Below are 21,897 nucleotides of genomic sequence, written 5' to 3'. Positions count from 1 at the left end.
AAGGAAATCAACATGTTGACCAAGCGCCTCGTGCTGGCCGCCGCCTGTTTTCTGACGACCTTCGCCGCGGTGCCGGCAGCGCAGGCCGCCGATCCCACTTACACCGTGGGCGCCGGCGGTACGTATCGCCCGTTCGAGTTCGAAACCCCGCAAAAGGAACTGGTGGGTTTCGACATCGACGTGATCAAGGCGGTCGGCAAGGCTGGCGGGTTCAACGTGAAGCTGATCAGCACGCCGTGGGAAGGCATCTTCGCAACCCTCGACCAGGGCGATCGCGACATCATCATTTCCGGCATCACCATTACCGACAAGCGCCGTGAAATGGTCGACTTCTCGGCGCCGTACTTCCCGGCCGACCAGGTGATCATCACGTCGCCGGGCGCCAAGGTCGCCGGACTGGCCGATCTGAAGAAGCTGCAAGTGGGCGTGGTCAACTCGAGCACGGGCGACATCGCCGTGTCGGAAGAACTGGGCAAGGCGAGCACCGCCATCCGTCGCTTCGACAACACGCCGCTCATGCTCGAAGAGCTCTATCGCGGTGGCGTGGACGCCGCCGTGGGCGACGTCGGCGTGATCAAGTTCTACATCAAGAGCCATCCGGAAAAGCCGTTCAAGCTCGTCTACGACAACAAGTTCAAGCGTCAGTACTTCGGTATTGCGGTGAAGAAGGGCAACAAGGTGGCGCTCGACAAGATCAATACGGGTCTGAAGAAGATCGTGGCTGACGGCACCTACGCCAAGATCTACAAGCAGTGGTTCGACGCCGACGTGCCGACGCTGCCGCAACAATAAGCAACGCGTGTAAGATTCGCGCCACGCACGCCAGATACCTGGCCTCTCGCGGCCCGTGAGCTGATCGTCGTTCTCCGACGTCAACCCCCGGGCCGCGAGCGTTTTTCCGCCGGTCAGCCGGTTCGTTCCATTTTGTGAGAAAGGTGCTTCATGGGTGGGTTCCAGTGGAACATCATCAGCGAGTACATGCCCCTGTTTGTCGAGGGCACGCTGATGACGCTCAAGTGCACGGTGATCTGCGTGATCGTCGGCACGTTCCTCGGGCTCGTGCTCGGCGTCGGCCGTCTGGCCGAAGCGCGTCACGGCTTCTACAAGTATTTCCTGCGCTACGCGGTGCAATATCCGGTGCGCTTCTACGTCAGCTTCTTCCGCGGCACGCCGTTGTTCGTGCAGATCCTGCTGATCCACTTCGCGCTCATGCCGATGTTGATCAACCCGTCGGGCGGCCTTATCGTCAGCGGCGAATTCGCGCGTGAAATCCGCTCGCAATACGGCGCGTTCATGTCGGCCGTGCTGGCCATTTCGCTGAACGCCGGCGCCTACGTCTCGGAGATCTTCCGCGCGGGTATCCAGTCGATCGATCGCGGCCAGGCCGAAGCGGCCCGCTCGCTGGGCATGACCTACATGCAGACGCTGCGCAAGGTGGTGCTGCCGCAGGCGTTTCGCCGCATGCTGCCGCCGCTGGGCAACAACGCCATCGCGATCGTGAAGGACTCGTCGCTGGCCTCCGCCATCGGCCTGGCCGAACTGGCGTATGCGGCGCGCACCGTGTCCGGCGCCTACGCACGTTACTGGGAGCCGTATCTGACGATTTCGCTCATCTACTGGGTGATCACGCTGGTGCTGTCGGCATTTGTTCAACATCTGGAATTGAGGTACGGCAAAGGTGATCGTCGTCAATAACCTGCAGAAGCAGTACGGCGATGCGCACGTGCTGCGCGGCATTTCGTGCCGCATCGAAGAGAGCGAAGTCGTTTGCGTGATTGGCCCGTCGGGCTCTGGCAAGAGCACGTTCCTGCGTTGCCTGAACGGACTCGAAGAGGTGAGCGGCGGGGAAGTGCTCGTCAACGGCTTTCACGTGGAAGACCCGAAGACGGACATGAACGCCATGCGCGCGAGCGTGGGCATGGTGTTCCAGCGCTTCAACCTGTTCCCGCACATGTCGGTGCTCGAGAACCTGATTCTGGCGCCGATGCAGGTGACCGGCATCAAACGTGCCGAAGCGGAGATCATCGCCGAGCAACTGTTGCGCAAGGTCGGCCTGATCGACAAGATCGACGCTTTCCCGAACCAGCTCTCGGGTGGTCAGCAGCAGCGCGTGGCGATTGCCCGCGCGCTCGCGATGAAGCCCACCGTCATGCTGTTCGACGAACCGACCTCGGCGCTCGACCCGGAACTCGTGGGCGAGGTGCTCGAAGTCATGAAGTCGCTTGCCGAAGAGGGCATGACGATGGTGGTCGTCACCCACGAAATGGGCTTTGCCCGTGAAGTCTCCGATCGCGTGCTCTTCATCGATCAGGGCGTGATCATGGAAGAGGGCGCGCCGGAACAGATCTTCTCGGCGCCCAAGCACGAGCGCACGCGCGAATTCCTGCGCAAAGTCCTGTAACGGCCGACGCATTCTCACGACGCGGGCGCGCGCAAGGGTGTATCCGCGCGCCGCATCTGATTACAATGCGAGGGTACGCGCGCCAGGTGTCGGTCGAATCGTGACGGCCGCGGCGCGACGCCGGCGTCCTGAGCTCCCAGCCAGGTTTCTTTCATTGAGCAGTGACCGCTTTGCAGCCTGCTCCGCAATCGCAGATTGCACCCCCGACTTCATGAGGTTGTCATGAGCCAGTCCATTCCCGTGACCCGCCAGACGTTCGACGACGTGATGGTCCCCAATTACGCTCCCGCCCAGATGGTGCCGGTGCGCGGCGAAGGCTCGCGCATGTGGGATCAGGAAGGTCGCGAGTATGTCGATTTCACCGGCGGCATCGCGGTGAACGCGCTGGGCCACGCCCACCCGGAACTGGTGAAGGTCATCGAGGAGCAGGCGCGCAAGGTCTGGCACATCGGCAACGGCTATACGAACGAGCCTGTGCTGCGCCTGGCCAGGGCACTCACCGAGGCGACCTTTGCCGACAAGGCGTTCTTCTGCAATTCGGGGCTCGAAGCCAATGAGGCCGCGCTCAAGCTCGCGCGCCGCTACGCATACGATCACGCCGCCGAGCGCGGCGGCAAGGAAAAAAGCGAGATCATCTCGTTCTACAACTCGTTCCACGGCCGTTCGCTGTTTACGGTGAGCGTGGGCGGTCAGGCCAAGTACACCGAAGGTTTCGGTCCGCTGCCGGCCGGCATCATGCATCTGCCGTACAACGATCTGAAGACGGTCGAAGCGACCCTCTCGGACGCCACGGCCGCCGTGATCGTCGAGCCGGTGCAGGGCGAGGGCGGTGTGCTGCCCGCCGATCCGGCCTTCCTCAAGGGCCTGCGTACGCTGTGCGACAAACACGGTGCGTTGCTCATTTTCGACGAAGTGCAGACGGGCGTCGGCCGCACGGGCACGCTCTACGCCTACGAACAGTACGGCGTGACGCCCGACATCCTGACCACGGCCAAGGCGCTGGGCAACGGCTATCCGATCGGCGGCATTCTCACCACGAGCAAGATTGCGGCGAGTTTCTCGCCGGGCACGCACGGCTGCACGTACGGCGGCAACCCGCTTGCCACGGCCATCGCCGGGCGCGTGCTCGAGCTGATCAACACGGCCGACACGCTCAACGGCGTGAAGACTCGTCACGATTACTTCATCAAGGGCATCGAAGCGATCAACGCGCGTCATGGCGTGTTCGAGTCCGTGCGCGGCATGGGCCTGCTCATCGGTGCGGTGCTCAAGCCGGCATTCGCGGGCCGCGCGAAGGACATCGTCGTGGAAGCCGAGAAGAACGGTCTGATGCTGCTGGTGGCGGGCGGTGACGTGGTGCGTTTTGCGCCGTCGCTGAACATTCCGTTCGCCGACATCGACGCGGGTCTCGCGTCGCTCGACAAGGCGGTCGCAACGGTGGCGGCGACGGCGAAAGCCGCCTGACGCCAGGTTCGCAGGCCGAGTCGGGCTGAGTTGCACTGAACCTCCGCGCGGATGCCAGCACGCGGGACTCCGGGCCGGACCGACGGATCACGTCGCTCCGGCCCTTGTTTCATCAACCTCGCCGGATTCTCCCATGACACGTCAATCGAAATCGCCGTCGCCGCTCCCGCAAGTTGACCAGCCTTCGGCGGAAGATGTCGCAATGGCGTCGTCGTTGCGGGTGGTGCGTCTGGCGCGCCAGGACGATCTGCCCGCGCTGCTCAAGCTCGCCGAGCTGGCCGGGCCGGGCATGACGTCGTTCAAGCCCGATCGGGCGGCGCTCGAAGCGCGGCTGGCGCGCGTCGCGGCCACGCTCGACGGGCAGGCGCCCACGGCCGAGCAGGGGTATCTGTTCGTCATGGAGGATGTCGAGACGGGGGAGATCGCCGGCGTGTGCGGCCTGGAGGCGGCTGTCGGGCTGGAGCAACCGTTCTATACGTATCGGAAGGACACGATCGTGCATGCGAGTCGCGAACTGAACGTCTGGTCGCGCATGCTCACGTTGTCGCTCTCGAACGACCTCACCGGTTACAGCGAGCTGTGTTCGCTGCTGCTCGATCCCGCGTGGCGCGGCCATGGCAACGGCGCGTTGCTCTCGAAGGCGCGCTTTCTGTTCATGGCGCAGTTCCCCGAGCGTTTCGGGCCGCAGGTGTGCGCGGAACTGCGCGGCTATTTCGACGACGACGGCCAAAGCCCGTTCTGGCGCTCGCTCGGCCAGCATTTCTTCAAGATCGATTTCGATCAGGCGGATTACCTCACGTCCATTGGCAAGAAATCGTTCGTCGCCGAGCTGATGCCGAAGTACCCCATCTATGTCGACTTCCTCTCGCCGCAGGCGCAGGCGGCCATCGGCGTGACGCATCGCGATACGTTGCCTGCACGCCGGCTGCTCGAGCAGGAGGGCATGCGCTCGGGGACGCACGTCGACATCTTCGACAGCGGTCCGGTGCTCGAGGCCCGCGTAGCCGATCTGCGCGCGGCGCGCGACAGCCGCTATCTCAGTGTGAACATCGTGGACCCTGCCGCCAGCCAGAATGGTGGCGCAGCCCCCTTGCCGGCTGTCCCCGCCGGCGAGGCGTATCTGGTGGCGCGCCTGGGGCTGGCGAGTTTCCGGGCCACGCTGATCACGGGCCGTCCCGAACGGCGCGCGTTCGCGATGACGCCGCTGGCGGCGAAGGCGTTGGGCGTCGAGCAGGGCGATCGCGTGCAGGTGCTCCCGCTCAAACCACCACGCGCCGACGCGATCTGAGATGTCGTCGCCGTGGGAGGGCAAGCAGACCGTCCATCGCTTACCCTGACGCATCGATCTTTTGCGCACACATTCGCCGCGCCCCATCCGTCGAGTGAGCGTCGATGTTCTCAGAACTGGATCGTGGCCGTGACAGCGTCCGTGTAGACGCCGGGCGCCGGTGTCGATTGCGAGGGCACGCGGGCGTAGACCGGAATGGACTGCAGGAGTCCCGTGCCGACGGCCGTCAGTTGCGATGTGCCCGCCGTGCCGTCGCCCCAGATCGTCGTGTAGCCGCCGTCCAGGTACAACTGATAGCCGATGCCGGCGCCCGTCGGTCCCGTCATGGTGCGCGCGATGACGGTGCCGAGCCGTCCACCCGACAGGCTCACACGGTACGCATCGTTGTTCGTGCATTGCACCGACAGCGTGCCGCTGCTCGCCACGGGGCTTGCCAATGTCGACTGCGTGGCGAAAGTGATGTTCGTCGCTCCAATGGTGCAGTTGTTGATCACGGTCACGTTGGCGGTAAACGGCATGCCGGGCGCCGCCGTCATAGCGCTCCCGCATGCCGGCTCGGGCGATAGCGCCGGATACGACGCGTATTGCAGGCTGGTATCCGCCGCCGAAAACGCGCGCGCGTACACGGTGTTGCTGCTGCCGTCGGTCGATACGGTCGTTTGCGCCGGCGCGATGCGTCCGTAGAAATTGACGTTTTGCGTCACCGTACCGCCCAGCACATTGCGCACCATCGTGACGGCGATCACATTGGACGCCGCCTTGCCCCACGCGTTGGAGAACGCGGGATCGATGAAGAGTCCGAAATTGATGCCTTTGCCCGCATTCGTGAGTACGAGCGGCTGACTGGCGTTGAGCGCGAGACAGAGCTTCACGTTCGGATTGCCGCCGAGCAGTGGCCATGTGCACGACACGGGGAGCGTGCCGGTGGCCGAAAGCGCCGCGCCCGAGATCGGACTGAACGCGGCGAATGCGAGGCTGGGGGTGCCGACCGAGCATGTTTGCGCCGAGGCGTGTGGGCTCGCGCACGTCAGCGTGGCGGCGGCACACAGCGCGGCGAGCATGACCGGCGTGGTGTGTGCGTCACCTGCACGCTCGCGTGGTGCTCGCTTTGCTCGCATTGTCCAAACCGTGCGCGGCTTCACGACCGGCCTCCAGCTACGGTAGGGCCGGGCGTCTGGACCCGGTCGTCGGCGAGCGTGCCGAATGCCACACACGCCAGCGGTCCGATGCGGGCGATGCGGCCTTCGGGCGGCGAAGCGGCGTCGAACGACACACGGCATCGTTGTCGCGCATCGCGCGATTCGAGTGTGTTGCGCGGCGCGAGTGTGTCGATGAAGACCTCTCCGTCGTACCCGACCACCGTCACGAAACCCGTCTGCACGTGGCGCACCGCCGTGCCGGGCCGCAGGGGCGCGCCGGTGTCGTCGACCAGAGTGACGAGCGCCGCGCGATAGCGCCGCACGGGGAATCGCACCAGAACGCCGCTTCCGGCCTGGGGGACGATGCGGCGCTCGGTGGTCAGCACTTCGAGGTCGGCCGGCAGATGCATGGGGTCGATGCCGATGCGTGCCGCTTCGAAGCCGTTCAGGTCGGGCACGAGATAGTAGCCGCGCGAGTCCGTGCGGCCGACGGGCACCGACTCGCGCAGCACGGGCACGTCGCCGCGACCGTCGGTGCTCACCAGCGCGAAGGCATCGTAGGTGCGTCGCGTTGCATGAAGACTGTCGTCGACGACAACGAGCGCCCCGGTCATTCCGAGTGCCGCGCCCGCTTGTTTGCCGACTTGCTGGGCAAGCGCGGAGACCTGGCCGTGACGGCCGAGATACTGCACTTCCGCCTGCACGGTGCGTTGCGCGAAGGCGTGCCCGCCAAGCACCTGCCAGCCCCAGCCGCCGCCGTAGTCCGGCGTGCGGCTGGCTGCGGCCCAGGCCTGCGTCCGGCCGTCCTGCTGCGTGACCGAGGCGCTGCCCAAGGCGCCGCCGCCGAGGAGCACGCTGAGCATGGCGAAGACCCCGTGCGCGCCGCGCCGTGCGAAGTCGCGGAAGCCGCCGATGGACAGCATGCCGCGCGCGGTGGCCGGCAGCGACAGGCTCGCGGAGAGCACGCGCGTGGCGGCCTGACCGGGGGAGCGCTGTGCAAACCAGGCGAGCGACGCCGTGCTGTTGCGGCCGACCGGCATCGAAAGGCTGGCCCGGTCGCTGGCGCGCGGGGCGGGCACACCGTCGAGCGACGCGATATCGCGATAGCGCCCAGTGGTCCGAATCATCTGCATGTCGATCCCGAAGCGCCGGGACAGATACTGATAGCCGGCGCTCCACTGCGCACCGCTGCCCATGCCGCCGGAGACGGCCGCCGAGAGGCTTATCACACCGGCCTGGCCGATGGCCATCAGCGCGCCCGCGCCACCAAGTGCAAGGCGTTTGCCGGCCTGTGCCTGCGTCTCCAGCGTGAGGGTGTCGGTCACGCCGTAGCGGGCCGCTACCGAGGCGACGGGGGAGTGACGATAGGAGAACGACCGCAAGCCGTATTGATCGCGCGGCAGGCCGGCTTCGACGGAGAAGCTCGACAGACCCCGCGCGAGCAATCGCGGATCGATATAGAGCGGCACGGTGGTGATCTGCTCGCGGCCCAGCGCGTCGCGTGTGACGAGACTGGCCTGCAGATCGCCCGTGAGTCCAGGCGCCTCCTGGATGACGAAGGGGCCGGGAGGCACGTGTCCGCCCATGCGCCGCACGCCGTCGAGATAGAGGTCGACGGACGAGGGCACGACCGCGCTGCCACGCAACGCGGGCACGGGAAACGTGACCAGATCGGGGCGCAGGCTGAAGTTGCGCCGCCACTGCAGCCCGGCGATGCGCAACGATCGGGTCCACGCGAGCGAGCCGGTGATGAGGTCGCCCGCCGTCCAGGTCGTGAGCCGGGTTGGGTCGTCGTGTTGCCACCATGTGTCGTAGCGACGGTAGCCGCGCCGCCAGCGTGAATGCTCGACGATGCCGGTCTGACGCACCGTGCCGCCCGGCCAGAAACCGCGGACTTCGCTCCACACCGAGGCGCGCGTGAACCGATCGCGTTGCAGATATCCGTCGTAGTTGACGACCAAGCCGGTGTTGGCGGTGGCTTCGACGACGCGTCGCCGGGTGCCGCCGAGCCGGTAGGGTGTGAGCCAGCCGTCGTCGACTTGCAGCGCGAGCGTCTGGTGAGTGGCGTCGTAGGTGGCCCGAATGCCGTCCAGCGTATCGAGCGCGACTTTGGCGGCGTCGCTCTGCGGCAGGGCATCGGCGCGCAGGCCCAGCGCACGCAGGTCGCCCGCGCGTACGAACCATCGGCCTGACCGTCGTTCGAACGGCGCGAGGTATCCATTGGCATGGCCGTTGACGACGACCTCCAGGACGTAGCGTCCGTCGAGTCGCGACGATCGGCCGGGTGGCGATGGCAATGGTGGGAGCGAAGGCGAGGACGAGTGTGGCAGCATGTTCGGTGCATTCGACATACCGTGCGGATCGCTCGTGTCGGACGTGGCGTCGAGCCCGAAGGCGTCAGGCGCCAGGGTGGCCATGACTGCGACCGCGGCCGCCCCGGACACCTCCCGCACCCGTCTACCCAAGGCGGATGCGGCGCGGGCGGACGCGAGATCAGCGCACGGCATCCGACAACGCGCCGGCGGCAAAACTCAGGGGCACGGCGTCGACGCGCGATTCGACGGTGAACGGTGCCACGGGAGGTGCGCCGGCCGGCCAATGCATGGGAAAGCGTCGCGCCTGACCGGCGAGCACGTAACCTAGCAGTCCGCGCGTGAGTTCGACGCTGCGCCCCGACGCGTCGACCACGCGAGTGGCGCCGAGCTGTGCGTGCCGCTCGCCATCGTTGCGCACCTCCAACTGGCCCTGTACCAAATGCACCTCGAAGCGCAGCGACGGCGCATGCGTCTGGCTGGCGTGCACGAACACCGGCAACGAGTAGCGCAGCCGAATCGAAATGCCCTCGGGGTCGGCCGCGCCAAGAGACGGCAGTTCGTCGACGAGGAGTCGATAACTCTGCTCGCGGTGCTCCGGTTTCGGCGCGACGTGGACCAGGCGCACGATCTGCTTTTCCCCCGGCTCGATCCGCAGGATCGGCGGGCTGGCGATGAGCGCGTCCGTCGGCCTGAGCACGTTCTCGCCCTTGCGCTGCGTCCACGCATAGACGCGCAGTTGTCCGTGGATGGGTCGCTCCCCCGAGTTGCCGAGCGTGAGCGTCGTGGCGGGCTGCGAGGGAAGAATGTTGACGATGACCGGCGAGACCTGCAGTGCTGCGCCGTGGCCGTCCGTCACGCACAGCATGAACAGGGCGGCGACGGCGCTGCCGCAAGCATAGCGGCTCGGCCGGCGAATGGCAGATCCCGATGTGCGCATGATGATCGCGGCCTCAGAAGTAGACCGTCGCGGTGACCGTCGATGAATAGACGTCCGGCGCAGGCATCGTGTCGGAGAGCGTGGCGCGTCCGTAGACGGTGTACGTCTTGAGCGAACCGGTGCCCGAGTCGGCCAGCGTATTCGTGCCTTGCGTGTTGCCCCATGGCGTGGCGTAGCTGGCGTCCTGAAACAGGCCGAACGGGATCGTCGTCGTGTTGCCGGTCGTCGTGCCGGCGAGCAGGCGGTTGGTTTCGGTGGAATTGAGCGTCGTACCGGCGTTCAGCCCGATGTTGTATCCCGTCGACGCGGTGCAGATCGCAGTGAGCGACGACGTGCTCGACACCGGACCGGTGCCAGAGCCCTGTACCGGATTGAACGTCATGGGCGTAGTGGCAACGGTACAGCCCGGCAGAATCGTGAGCTGTACCTGCATCTGCGCGGTCGCCGAGCCGTTGCTGTAGACGGCGGCTCGCACCGATGCGCTCGGACCCAGAGCGGCCAGGGCCGCGGGCAATGCCAGACAAAGCAGGGATCTGTTCATCGTCATTCTCCTTTGGAGTCCTATCTGATGCCATGAGGGAAATCAATCGAGGCTACGTATTTCGCGTTGAGTCTCAAGTCACTTTCAGACGCTTCCTGCGTAGTTTATGAAGGCATTCGCCTGAAAACTGCCGATAACGCGGTCTTTCGGAATCATCCCATTGGAATGGCGGAATACCTCGCATCGAGTGTCGCCCGCATACGCGCAACGCGCATGTTTCAGTGTCACGCAGCGCGCATGTTCTGCGGGATGTGAGCGGGACGCGGTGGCGTCACGCCCGGTCGTCACCCGGCGTAACCGTTGAATCGACGGCGAAAATTCACGGTAGCGATGATGCGGTTTCGCGCGACAAAGCGGAGCGGGATGATGCGGGTCAAAGCACCTGCGCGCGGCATGGGCATTCGCACATTTTTCACTTGATCTTGCCGCGTTGCCGTCTCTAGAATGACCTCTTGACGCGCCTTGGACGCCATTGCTGTCGCCCGTGTCGTACTTGTGATATGGGCCCGTCGATGGCTCATGTTCGCTACCCGCGGATATTTCACGAGAGAGGGATGCCATGCTCAGACTTCTGTCGAAATACTGGTGGTTGCTTGTGCTGCGCGGTGTACTGGCCGTGATTTTCGGTATTGCGGCGTTCGCATTGCCGGGTGTCACGATTGCCGTCCTGGTGCTGTGTTTCGGCGCCTTTTCGTTCGTGGACGGAATCTTCTCGCTCAGCGGCGCATGGAGCGCGCGCCGCGAGCACGCCGACTGGTGGCTGCCCCTGTTGCAGGGCATTGCCGGCATCGTCATCGGCGTCCTTACCTATCTCAATCCGGCGTTGACCGCCGTCGCACTGCTTATCTATATCGTGGCCTGGAGTTTTGTCACCGGCGTCCTGCAGGTCGCGGCCGGCATCGCGTTGCGACGCGAAGTCAAAGGCGAACTCTGGATCATTCTCTCCGGTGTGTTCAGCATTCTGTTTGCCATCTTCATCATGTGGCAGCCGGGCGCGGGCGCGCTTGCGCTTATCTGGGCCATCGGATCGTGGGCCATCATCTGGGGCGTGTTGCTGGTGATGGCGGGTATCAAATTGCGTGGCGCGGCGCATGGCGCGTCTCACCCATCCCCGGGGGAACTGCCTTCCTAGTCCCGGGCGCACGCGGCGCGTTGCCGGCCGCCTTGCAGGTTTCCCTTCGTCCGCACGGGCGTCAGCGACGCACGATGCCGACGGCTTTCCCGCAGCCCGCCGGCTGCCAGACGTCAGGAGTCTCAAATGGCACTGAATCATACGCGCAACACCCTTGGTGAAAAGATTCGCATCGAATCGGTCAATCAGCTCAATCGCGGGCTGACCAACGGTATCGACGTTCAGCGTCAAGCCAAGCAGGCGCACTGGAACGTCCACGGCCCGGGCTTCATCGAACTCCACCTGTTGTTCGACGAGGTCTATAACGCGGCCGTCGAGTGGGCCGATCTGTGCGCCGAGCGGCTTGTGGCGCTCGGCGGTGTGGCGGACGGTCGCGTGCAGACCGTGGCGCAGAAGACGGAACTGCCGGTGTACAAGAACGAGTTCAAGCGGGGCATCGATCACGCCGCGGCGCTGGCCGAAGCGCTCGCTGCCTACGGTGAGATCATTCGCGGCTTGATCGATGCGTCGGCCGAGATCGGCGACGCCACCACGTCGGATGTGTTCACCGAAATCTCGCGCGGCGTGGACGATCATCTGTGGAAGGTGGAAGCGCACCTGCGCGGCGACTGATCTGGACTGATTCGCCTGATGCGGATGGCCGGGCGCCGTCCGCCGATCCCGCCACGCGTCATCCTGCGACGAACGCGCGCACCAGGCTTTGCCGGTGCGCGCGTTCGCATGCCGATTTTCCGATTTGCCGATCCCCCCGGAGTTGCCATGACCACCCGTAACCTGAGTCAGATGTTCCAGCCGAAGTCGGTCGCCGTGATCGGCGCGTCCAACCGGGAGCGCCGTGTGGGCACGACCGTGCTGCAGAACATCGTCGACGGGGGGTTTCAGGGCGACATCTACCCGGTCAATCCGAAGTACGCGATGCTCGCAGACCGGAAGTGCTATCGCAATGTCGCCGACCTGCCGCAAGCCCCCGATCTTGCGGTGATCTGTACGCCGCCGGCCACCGTGCCCGACCTGATTCGCGAGCTCGGTGCACGCGGTACGCGCGCCGCGGTGGTGCTCACCTCGGGGCTGGCCCGCGAGCGCGATCGCCACGGCGTGACGCTGCAGGAACGCATGCTCAAGTCCGCCAAGCCCCACGTACTGCGCATTCTCGGGCCGAACTGCATCGGGCTGCTGAGCCCCGGCATCGGTCTTAACGCGAGCTTCGCGCACATGGGCGCGCGCGCAGGCAAGCTCGCCTTCGTCTCGCAATCGGGGGCGCTGACCACCGCCGTGCTTGACTGGGCGGACGCCCGCGAGATCGGCTTCTCGCACTTCGTCTCGATGGGCGACAGTGCGGATGTGGACTTCGGTGACATGCTCGACTATCTCGCGAGCGACCCGGGCACGGATGCCATTCTGATGTACATGGAATCGATTCGCGACGCGCGCAAGTTCATGTCGGCCGCGCGCGCCGCCGCCCGCAACAAGCCTGTGGTCGTCATCAAGTCGGGCCGAGTGCCGGAAGGTGCGCAGGCCGCGGCGTCTCACACGGGCGCCCTGGCTGGCGCGGACGACGTCTACGACGCCGCGATTCGGCGCGCGGGCATGCTGCGCGTGGACACGACCGACGAACTGTTTGCCGCGGTCGAGACGCTCGCGCGCCTGCGTCCGTTCCATGGCGACAAGCTCTCGATCATGACCAACGGCGGTGGCGCCGGCGTGATGGCCACCGATGCGCTCGTGCTCGACGGCGGCAAGCTCGCGCATCTGGGCGGGAAGACGCGGGAGGCCCTCGATGCGGTGCTGCCCGGCACGCTCGGCCGCGTCAATCCGGTCGACATCGGCGGCGATGCCGATCTCGCCCGTTATACGCAGACGCTGGCTGCGCTGTGCGAGGATTCCGAGACCGCCGCGGTGCTGTTCATCCAGGCGCCGACGGCGGTCATGCCGAGCCTTGACGTGGCCAATGCACTCGCGGCGCTGCCACGGCCGTCGAAGAACGTGTTCACATGCTGGCTCGGCGGCGAGACGGCCGAGCGCGCGCGGCGCGTCTGTCGCGAAGCCGGATTGCCGACCTACGACACGCCGGAGAATGCGGCGCGAGCCTTCCTCGAAGCCGTGAACTACCGGCGTAACCAGGCGTTGCTGATGGAGACGCCGCCATCGATTCCGCCGGGTTTCGCGCCCGACATCGCGCGCGTGCGGGCGATCGTCGAGAGCGCCATGCGCGAGGGGCGCGAACTGCTCTCCGAACCGGAGGCCAAGGGCGTGCTCGCCGCTTACGGCGTTCCGGTCGTCGAGACGCTCGTGGCGCAGACACCGGAGCAGGCCGGCGAACTGGCCCAGGGCATCGGCTTTCCCGTGGCCGTCAAGCTGGTGTCGCCCGACATCACGCACAAGTCCGATGTCGGTGGCGTGGTGCTCAACATCGAGACAGCGGAGCAGGCGCGCGAGGCGGCGTGCCAGATCCGCAAGCGTGCGCTCGCCGCCAGGCCGGATGCACGCGTGACGGGCTACTCCGTGCAGCGCATGGCCAACGGGGCCGAGGCGTTCGAGCTGATCGTCGGCGTGGCGACGGACAACGTCTTCGGTCCGGTGTTGCTGTTCGGGCAGGGGGGCACGGCCGTCGAGGTGATTGCCGATCGCACGATCGGCCTGCCGCCGCTGAACCTGAACCTTGCGCGCGACATGGTGGCGCGTGCGCGCGTGTCCAGGCTGCTCGCCGGCTATCGCAACCGTCCGGCTGCCGATCACGACGCCATTTATCTCACGCTCGTGAAGCTCTCGCAACTCGTGTGCGATGTGCCGGAGATCGCCGAGCTCGACATCAATCCGTTGTTCGCCGACGCGCACGGCGTACTCGCGCTCGACGCGCGTATCGTTGCCCGCACGCCGAGCGTGCCGGGACATGCGCGGCTCGCCATTCGTCCCTATCCAGAGGAACTCGAGAGCACGGTCGACGCGGGCGGCAAGCCGGTACGCGTGCGCCCGATCCGTCCCGAGGATGAGCCGGCCTACAACGCGTTCTTCCACACGCTCACGCCGCAGGACGTGCAGTTCCGCTACTTCGGTCTCATCAAGGAGTTGTCGCACTCGCAGATGGCGCGCGTCACGCAGATCGACTACGACCGTGCGATGACATTCGTGGCCACCGAAAAGGACGAGAGCGGCAACACGCGCCTGCTCGGCGTGGTGCAGGCGCTGGCCGATCCGGACAACACCGTGGCCGAGTTCGCGGTGACGGTGAGCCCGGCCGCGCAAGGCAGGGGGTTGGGGCGCGCGCTCATGGAGCACATCATCGACTACAGCCGCAAGCGCGGCACCGGGGAACTCATCGGCTATGTCCTCACGGCAAATACGCGTATGCTGACACTCGCCCGTCATCTCGGCTTCCGGGAGGCCAAGGAGATGGAGGCGGGCATCCTTCATATCCGGCTGCCGCTGCAACAGACGGCGCAGGCGCAGGAGACACGCAAGGGGTGACGGTCGCGGCCGCACGCCTGCCGGCTCTGGCGCCTGGGGCGCGCGCGTGAGGGCAGGGCAGCCGCATCGAACAGGAACAAGAATGCTAGTGAATTGCGTGGCCTATGAGGATGGCCGCAAGATCGCGGATCTGCACCCCGACGAAATCTCGGACTATCTGGCGCGTCCGCATTGCTTTGTGTGGGTGGCGCTCAAGGACCCCGCACCGGGTGAGTTGGCGCAGATGCAGCACGAGTTCGATCTGCACGACCTTGCCGTGGAAGACGCCCGGCACGGCCACCAGCGTCCGAAGATCGAGCAATACGGCGACTCGCTTTTCGCAGTGCTCCACGTGCTGAACAAGGATGCCGACGGCGATTTCACGCTCGGCGAAGTCGCCATCTTTGCGGGGCACAACTACGTGCTCTCGGTGCGCTCGAACGCGACGCAAGGGCTGGGTGCGGTGAGAGCGCGCGCCGAGAAGGAGCCGCATCTGCTCAAGCAGGGCTCGATCTTCGTGCTCTACGCGCTCATGGACGCCATCGTCGACAGTTACTTCCCCGTATTCGACGACCTCGAAGCGCAGCTCGAAGCGATCGAGGAGCAGATCTTCACGCCCAACGCGCCGGCCAAGGGCCGGGCGATCATCGAAGACCTGTACCAGCTCAAGCGCCGTCTGATCACGTTGCAACACGCGTGCGTGCCGCTCATGGAAGCCGTCAGCAAGCTGTTCGGTGCGATGGCCCCCAAGCTGTGCGGCGGCATGCAGGAGTACTTCCGAGACGTGTTCGATCATCTGCAACGCATTACGAAGAACATCGATCTGCTGCGGGAAATGGTGACCACCGCGCTCTCCGTCAATCTCGGCATGATCTCGCTCACGGAGAACGAAACGACCAAGCGGCTCGGTTCGTTCGCCGCGCTGTTCGCCGTGCCGACGATGATCGCGGGCATCTACGGCATGAACTTCGCCGATATCCCCGAGCTGAAGTTCCCGTATGGCTATCCGCTATGCATTACCGCGATGATCGTCATCGACGTGCTGCTGTTCCTGAAATTCCGCAAGGCAGGGTGGCTGTGAGGGGCCGCGTAAAGGCGGATTGGCGGACTGGCAGACTAGTGGAATGGCAGAACGGCGTCGGGCATCCGGCGTTGCCGATGATGTGTCAGGCACATGTCGTCGACGCGCGTCCATGCGCCTTGTTGCCCGGTGGCAACGGGGTGCAACCCCTCCCTTTTTTCGCAGTGACTGGCGTGGAATATTTACACTAAAATGCGCCAACACTGCGTCAGACGGTTGCCAAGGGTAAGAACTACAACAAGCGCCAGGCAAATAGGGGGCGGATATTGAACGCACCACTTTCGGGGATTCGCGTCATCGAGTTCTGTCGAGGCGCGGCGGGTGCCTACTGCGGCATGCTGCTCGCCGACATGGGCGCGGACGTCATCATGGTCGACGATCCGGTCGACGAGTTTTCCATCGATAACCAGAGTCCACTCGGTGCGCCAGCGCAGGCCGGCCTGCGTCGCAACAAGCGCTCCGTCGCGCTGGATCTGCTCACCCTCGAAGGCCGGAGTCTGGCCCATACGCTGGTGCGCGGAGCGCACGTCGTCATCGAATGTCTGCCGTCCGGCACGCTGGCCCGCGCGGGTCTCGGGTACGACGCCCTGTCCGCGGTTCAGCCGCATCTCGTCTACGCTTCCATTTCCGCCTTCGGCCAGGACGGGCCGCGCTCCGCGTCGCAGCCCGACGTGCCTGCGCTCGAGGCGTTGCGCGGCATGCTGGGGACGGCCTCGGGCCGGCTCGAACCCCCGCGCGACCTGCCGGTCGCCGATCTGGCGGCAGGCCTCTACGCGGCATTCTCCGTGTCGGCCGCGCTCGTCGCCGCGCAACAGCATGGGCGCGGCGTGCACATCGACGTGCCGATGCTCGGTGCCACGCTGGCCATCGCGGCATTGCGCGCGGGCGACGAAGGTGCCGAGGCGGCCCAGCGTGCCGGTCTGGTGCCTGTGCAGACGCCTGGCGGCATGGGGCAGGCGGGGGATGGCGCGGGCAACGGTGCAAAAACGAATCCCCAGGCGTCGGGTGAGGGAGTGGTGCACGGCACGGTTTCGCCTCTGGCGAATGCATTGGAAGACGACCAAGCCCGCTTCGGCGGTCCGTCGGCGCCCTGGCCGACGTTCCGCGCCCGCGACGGCTACTTCGGCATGGATCTCGACGGACCGGCGCACTGGCAGGCCATCTGTGCGCTGGTGCACCGCGTCGACCTGCTCGACGATTCGCGTTTTGCCAGTGCGCGCGAGCGTGCGCGTCATCAGGCGGCGCTGCGCGACGTGCTCGAAGCCGTGTTCATGCTGGAAGACCGAGGCGTCTGGCTTGCGCGCCTGCATGCCGTCGGCGTGCCTTGCACCGCTATCAGCACGTACTCGCGGGTGCTGGCCGATCCGCAGGTCGCTCACATGGGCTGGGTGCGTCCCATGGTGCTGCCCAGCGGAGAGACGACGCACACGATCGCGTCGCCCGTGCGGCTCAATGGGCGGAGTCCCGTGACGCACGTCGATCCACCGGCCCCCGGCGCACATACCGGCGATATCCTCGCGGAACTTCGCGCCGACGGTGCTGGAGACACCGCCGGTGCGCTGCCCGCCAACGTCGAAGTCCGTCGGTAGCGGTCGTTTTCTTTCCGATGCGTTGAGCGCGCGAGCGCGCCGTCAACCCTATCAGGCAAGGCCGACGCGGCTTCGGCCCGCTTCGGCGCCCTCCACACATACCCCGGAAATCACGCCGTCGCTTCGCGAATATTACAAACCATTTGCAACTATTATTAAAAATAGGAATAATTCGCATTTCGCTAAGGACGATTCCGGTTCAGTATTGACTGATTCGACGGCTGTGGCTGGCAATGGCAGTAGACCGGGCGACGATGGCGCAACGCCGCATGTCGTTCCTTTTCCCTTGCAGGTACAGAACAACGACAGAACACGTACGGTTCGCGGATCGCCGATATCCAGTGATCTCCAAGGGGGGAAATCCGAGATGCAAGCAGGACCGATGACGCTGCGCCGCTCGCAGTTGAGCGCCGCATTGGTGGGCATTCTGAGCGCGCAAGGCGCGATGGCGGCCGACGCCGGGACCACGAACAGGAACACTGCGGCCGACGTGCAACTGCCCAGCCTCAATGTCACCGGCGAACGGGACAGTTTCAAGACCGATTACTCGTCGTCGCAGAAATTCACCGCGCCGATTCTCGACACGCCGCGCGCCGTCACCGTCATCCCCGAACCCCTGCTGCAAAGCACCGGCTCGAGCACTTTGACCGAAGCGTTGCGTACCGTGCCCGGCATCACCTTTGGCGCGGGCGAGGGGGGCAATCCGCTGGGCGATCGTCCATTCCTGCGCGGCTACGACACGCAGGGCAGCCTGTTCGTCGACGGTATGCGCGACGTTGGCGCGACCACGCACGAGATGTTCAACACCGAGGCCGTCGAAATCGTGAAGGGCGCAAGCGGCGCCTACGGCGGGCGCGGCGGGGCGGGCGGAAGCGTGAACATCGTGAGCAAGGAAGCCAAGCTCGGCACCTTCGCCGAAGGCACGGTCGGCCTGGGCAACGCGAAGTACAAACGCCTGACGGCCGACGGCAACTGGCAGGTCGGCGATCACGCCGCCTTCCGCCTGAACCTCATGGGCCACGACGCCGGAGTGGCCGGTCGCGACGCCATCTACGATTCGCGCTGGGGGATTGCGCCGTCGGTCGCGTTCGGGCTGGGCACCCCCACGCGAGTGGTCGCAAGTTTCTATCACATGCAGTCGGACGGCCTGCCCGACTCGGGTATTCCGTACAACTACGCGCCGGGGCGCCGTACGGGACCGGCTGCCGTCAACGCGAACAACTTCTACGGCCTGGACAATCGCGATTTCCGTCGCACGTCGTCGGACATCGGCACGATCAAGATCGAGCACGACATCTCGCCGACGCTCACCGTGCGCAACATGACGCGCTACACGAAGTCCTCGCAGAGCTACATCTGGACGCAGCCCGACGACAGCCAGGGCAACGTGGCCAACGGCAAGGTCTGGCGCCGCACCAATACGCGCGACAGCAACGTGTGGAGCATTGCAAACCAGACCGAACTGTTCGGCGAGGCGCACACCGGACGCTTCAAGCACAGCTTCAACATCGGCGCCGAGTTCTCACGCGAATCGAGCCGCAAGGACACTTACACCGTGGCGTCGGGCAGCGGTTCGGGGGCGACGAACTCGTGTCTGCGGGGTATCGGCGCGGCATCGGGTTACAACTGCACGAGCCTGTACAACCCGAATCCGTACGATCCGTGGACCGGCAGCATTCGTCTGAACGACGATCCGGCCTTCCAGCGCACGCTCACGGCCGCCGTCTACGGTTTCGATACCATCGATCTGTCGAAGGAGTGGCAAATCAACCTCGGCGCCCGTGTCGATCGTTACTCCACGGATTTCACCGATACGCGCGCCAACGGCGGCAAGACCACTTCGCGCGACGATACGCTGTTCAACTGGCAGGCCGGCGTGACGTACAAGCCGCTGCCCAATGGCAGTATCTACGCGTCGTATGCCACGTCGTCGGTGCCGGCGGGCTCGCTGCTCGGTGAAGGGAGCGAAGGGCAGAGTCTGCTGCCCGGCCGCGGCGGCGTGGGTGTGAACGCGGCCGATCTCGCCCCCGAGAAGAACCGTTCGTACGAGATCGGAACGAAGTGGAACGTGCTTGGCGAACGCTTGTTGCTCACCGCCGCGCTGTTCTACATCGAAACGACCAACGCCCGTGTGACGATGGCGGACAACACGTATGCGATGGTCGGCGGCAAGAACGTGAAGGGGCTCGAGCTGGGCTTCGCCGGCAAGCTCACGGACAAGTGGCAGGTGTTCGGCGGCTACACGTACATGAAGAGCGAGCTCACGGATAACGGCACCGGCACGGCGGCGTCGAACAACGGCAAGCAGTTCCCGAATACGCCGCGCAACAGCTTCAGCCTGTGGACGACCTACGACATCATTCCGGCGGTGACCGTCGGTGGCGGCGCGTTCTACACGTCGAGCGTGTTCGGCGATCCGGCCAATCTGCGCGAGATTCCGGCGTACTGGCGTTTCGATGCGATGGCCGCATGGCGCATCAACAAGAAGATCACGGCGCAGCTCAACGTGCAGAACATCTTCAATCGCCGCTATTTCGACCAGGCCTACCCGGCGCACTACGCGTCGATGGCGCCGGGGCGCAGCGCGATCGTCTCGCTCACCGCGCGTTACTGATGCGCGTTACGCCGTCGCAAATCGCGACGCTCACCTCCGCGCAGATTCGGGAAATCCTCGCCGGACCGCCGGAAACGGCGCTCGCGTGGCTTGCGACGGCTGCACAGGCGGGGCATACCGAGGCGCAAACGGTGTACGCGCAATGGTTGCTGGACGGCCGCGGGGTTGCGCCCGATCCCGTGGCCGCACTCGACTGGTTCAAGCGCGCCGCACACGCCGGTCACGGCATGGCGGCGAACATGGTCGGGCGGTGCTATGAGAACGGTTGGGGCGTGCCCGTCAGCGACGACGTGGCACGTTACTGGTACCGGCAGTCCGCGCGTCGCAACGAGCCGTGGGGCATGTACAACCTTGCTACGCTGCTCGCGCTCGGGCGTGGCGGCGAGACGGATCGCAAGGCGGCGCTCGACTGGTTGGAGAAGGCCGCGGCGCTCGGACACGCCAAGTCGCAGAATCTGCTGGGCGGCTTCTTCGAGGACGGCTGGGAAGTCCAGCGCGACATGGCGCACGCCTTCGACTGGTATCGGCAGGCGGCGCTGGGCGGCGACTTTCGCGGGCAATTCAATGTTGCGCGTCTGCTGATCGGGCAGGAACAGTTCGACGTGGCGCTGACGTGGCTGTCCCAAGTGCCGGCAACGGCCACCCCGGCGTTTCTCGAGAAGGCGGCGGACTTCCTGTCCCGAGTCCCGGACAGGCGGATTCGGGCGTTGGCCGAAGTCTGGGCGGTGCCGAGGACGGCGTCCGACAGGACGTCGACCAGAGCGGCCTGAAAACGGCCGTAAGCGACTTGAAAAAAGGCCGGCGAGTCGCCCGAATACGATTGAAAGTCGGGTCGAAATGGCTTGGGAGCCGCGGCCGGTGGGCGTCCCCCGGCGACGCCAACGCCATCCCGGACTTTTCTGTTCAGGTTGGTTTCTATATAATCCACAGTCATAAGCATATGACTATTAGTGATTTGGGTGGTGCCAAGCCACTTTTTGCTGGATATCGCCCATGTTCCCTGAAATTTCGAGCGTGTCTCCGATGGCGGCCCTGCTGGGCGCGGCCGTCGGTCTGGTGCTGGGATTGACGGGAGCGGGAGGCGGGATCTTTGCAGTGCCTGCGCTGGTGTTCGGGCTGGGTTGGGGAGTGCCGCAAGCCGGGCCGGTGGCGCTTCTCGCCGTCGGTGCGAGCGCCGCTGTCGGCAGTGCGCAAGGCCTGCGTGCCGGCCTCGTGCGTTACCGGGCTGCCATGCTCATGGCGGGGATCGGTGTGTGCGTTGCGCCGCTTGGCACCTGGATGGCACATCGTCTGCCCGAACGATGGCTCGTCGGCCTGTTTGCCGCGGCCATGCTGGTCGTCGCCGCACGGATGTATCGCGCCTCTCGCGGCAATCGCGCCTGCGCACCGGTGGGTGGCGCGACGGACAGCGCCGTGCCGCTGCCGCCGTGCCGGCTTGATCCTGCAACGGGACGCCTGCACTGGACGCGCCGCGTCGCAGGTACGCTCGGCGCCATCGGCGCGGTTTCCGGATTTGCCTCGGGATTGCTAGGCGTTGGCGGCGGCTTCGTTATCGTTCCCGCGCTGCGCCGCTTTTCCGACATCACGGTGCACGGTGTGGTGGCAACGTCGTTGTTCGTCATCGCGCTGATTTCCGCCGGAACGGTGGCGAACGCATGGTGGCACGGCATGCATCCCGGAGAGCGGGGCTGGCTGTTTGTCGCGGGCGCCGTCACAGGAATGATTCTGGGGCGCGCGCTTGCGCCGCGCCTCGCCGCTGCGCGATTGCAGCAGATTTTCTCCGCCTTGATGGCCTTTGTTGCAGCGGGCATGTTCGTGAAGGCCTTCGGCGGCTGACATTGTCGAAAGCCGGCATGTCATCAGGTCATCGGGCGAGCGCCGGAATACGTGCATACACGCATGGTTGCACCCGCGAGATGTAGGGCGCATTTCCATGCCGACTTAATTCCCTC

Annotated in this window: 17 protein-coding genes; 13 read left to right on the top strand and 4 right to left on the bottom strand. The window is 65.5% G+C overall.

The genetic code is table 11. The features are described 5' to 3' along the window. The first annotated feature begins 12 nt into the window (after positions 1-12). The 5 genes from RO07_RS13825 to astA all read left to right on the top strand — a co-directional run bounded on the left by RO07_RS13825 (position 13) and on the right by astA (position 5,153). Entirely contained in the window at positions 13-792 is a 780-nt protein-coding gene (locus RO07_RS13825; protein ID WP_218026562.1) for a basic amino acid ABC transporter substrate-binding protein, read from the top strand. Between the two features lie 150 nt (positions 793-942). Beyond that, positions 943-1,695 carry an amino acid ABC transporter permease gene (locus RO07_RS13820; RefSeq protein ID WP_039411456.1) on the top strand — a complete coding sequence of 251 codons (753 nt, stop codon included), beginning with the start codon at positions 943-945 and terminating at the stop codon, positions 1,693-1,695. Continuing rightward, positions 1,679-2,401, top strand: a complete 723-nt coding sequence (locus tag RO07_RS13815; protein WP_039411454.1) for an amino acid ABC transporter ATP-binding protein — start codon at positions 1,679-1,681, stop codon at positions 2,399-2,401. The genes RO07_RS13820 and RO07_RS13815 overlap by 17 nt, the downstream gene beginning before the upstream one ends. Before the next feature lie 222 nt (positions 2,402-2,623). After that, positions 2,624-3,865: an aspartate aminotransferase family protein gene (locus RO07_RS13810; RefSeq protein WP_039411453.1), complete on the top strand. Its 1,242-nt coding sequence runs from the start codon at positions 2,624-2,626 to the stop codon at positions 3,863-3,865. Between the two features lie 214 nt (positions 3,866-4,079). Next, positions 4,080-5,153, top strand: a complete 1,074-nt coding sequence (gene astA, locus RO07_RS13805) for an arginine N-succinyltransferase (RefSeq protein WP_039415486.1) — start codon at positions 4,080-4,082, stop codon at positions 5,151-5,153. Positions 5,154-5,263: 110 nt separating this feature from the next. Here astA and RO07_RS26030 read toward each other — a convergent pair whose 3' ends face one another. The 4 genes from RO07_RS26030 to RO07_RS13785 form a co-directional block, all read right to left on the bottom strand. Continuing rightward, positions 5,264-6,271, bottom strand: a complete 1,008-nt coding sequence (locus RO07_RS26030) for a Csu type fimbrial protein (RefSeq protein ID WP_160118120.1) — start codon at positions 6,269-6,271, stop codon at positions 5,264-5,266. Positions 6,272-6,291: 20 nt separating this feature from the next. Then, on the bottom strand, positions 6,292-8,709 hold the full coding sequence (locus RO07_RS13795; protein ID WP_052267302.1) for a fimbria/pilus outer membrane usher protein: 2,418 nt from the start codon (positions 8,707-8,709) through the stop codon (positions 6,292-6,294). 76 nt (positions 8,710-8,785) lie between these two features. Continuing rightward, complete coding sequence (locus RO07_RS13790) at positions 8,786-9,544, bottom strand: fimbrial biogenesis chaperone (protein ID WP_052267301.1); 759 nt, start codon at positions 9,542-9,544, stop codon at positions 8,786-8,788. A gap of 13 nt (positions 9,545-9,557) precedes the next feature. Then, positions 9,558-10,085 (bottom strand): Csu type fimbrial protein, encoded by a 528-nt coding sequence (locus tag RO07_RS13785; protein WP_052267300.1) that lies wholly within the window; start codon positions 10,083-10,085, stop codon positions 9,558-9,560. 559 nt (positions 10,086-10,644) lie between these two features. Here RO07_RS13785 and RO07_RS13775 point away from each other — a divergent pair. The 8 genes from RO07_RS13775 to RO07_RS13740 all read left to right on the top strand — a co-directional run bounded on the left by RO07_RS13775 (position 10,645) and on the right by RO07_RS13740 (position 21,781). After that, positions 10,645-11,217: an HdeD family acid-resistance protein gene (locus RO07_RS13775; protein WP_039411449.1), complete on the top strand. Its 573-nt coding sequence runs from the start codon at positions 10,645-10,647 to the stop codon at positions 11,215-11,217. Positions 11,218-11,343: 126 nt separating this feature from the next. Then, complete coding sequence (gene dps / locus RO07_RS13770; protein WP_039411447.1) at positions 11,344-11,829, top strand: DNA starvation/stationary phase protection protein Dps; 486 nt, start codon at positions 11,344-11,346, stop codon at positions 11,827-11,829. Between the two features lie 147 nt (positions 11,830-11,976). Further along, the gene (locus tag RO07_RS13765) at positions 11,977-14,682 is read left to right on the top strand and encodes a bifunctional acetate--CoA ligase family protein/GNAT family N-acetyltransferase (protein WP_039411446.1); all 2,706 of its coding nucleotides are present in this window, start codon (positions 11,977-11,979) and stop codon (positions 14,680-14,682) included. Between the two features lie 82 nt (positions 14,683-14,764). Then, positions 14,765-15,742 carry a magnesium/cobalt transporter CorA gene (gene corA / locus RO07_RS13760; RefSeq protein WP_039411445.1) on the top strand — a complete coding sequence of 326 codons (978 nt, stop codon included), beginning with the start codon at positions 14,765-14,767 and terminating at the stop codon, positions 15,740-15,742. A 266-nt stretch (positions 15,743-16,008) separates the two neighbouring features. After that, positions 16,009-17,331: a CaiB/BaiF CoA transferase family protein gene (locus tag RO07_RS13755; RefSeq protein ID WP_039411443.1), complete on the top strand. Its 1,323-nt coding sequence runs from the start codon at positions 16,009-16,011 to the stop codon at positions 17,329-17,331. A gap of 382 nt (positions 17,332-17,713) precedes the next feature. Further along, entirely contained in the window at positions 17,714-19,945 is a 2,232-nt protein-coding gene (locus RO07_RS13750) for a TonB-dependent receptor (RefSeq protein ID WP_472462558.1), read from the top strand. Continuing rightward, a complete protein-coding gene (locus RO07_RS13745; protein WP_052267298.1) occupies positions 19,945-20,715 on the top strand; it encodes a tetratricopeptide repeat protein in 771 nt (256 codons plus the stop codon). The genes RO07_RS13750 and RO07_RS13745 overlap by 1 nt, the downstream gene beginning before the upstream one ends. Positions 20,716-20,938: 223 nt before the next feature. Further along, complete coding sequence (locus RO07_RS13740) at positions 20,939-21,781, top strand: sulfite exporter TauE/SafE family protein (RefSeq protein WP_237171256.1); 843 nt, start codon at positions 20,939-20,941, stop codon at positions 21,779-21,781. Positions 21,782-21,897: the final 116 nt, after the last annotated feature.

Source organism: Pandoraea pulmonicola (assembly GCF_000815105.2).
GTDB classification, from domain to species: Bacteria; Pseudomonadota; Gammaproteobacteria; order Burkholderiales; family Burkholderiaceae; genus Pandoraea; species Pandoraea pulmonicola.
This window is presented reverse-complemented; position numbering and strand designations above follow the sequence as displayed.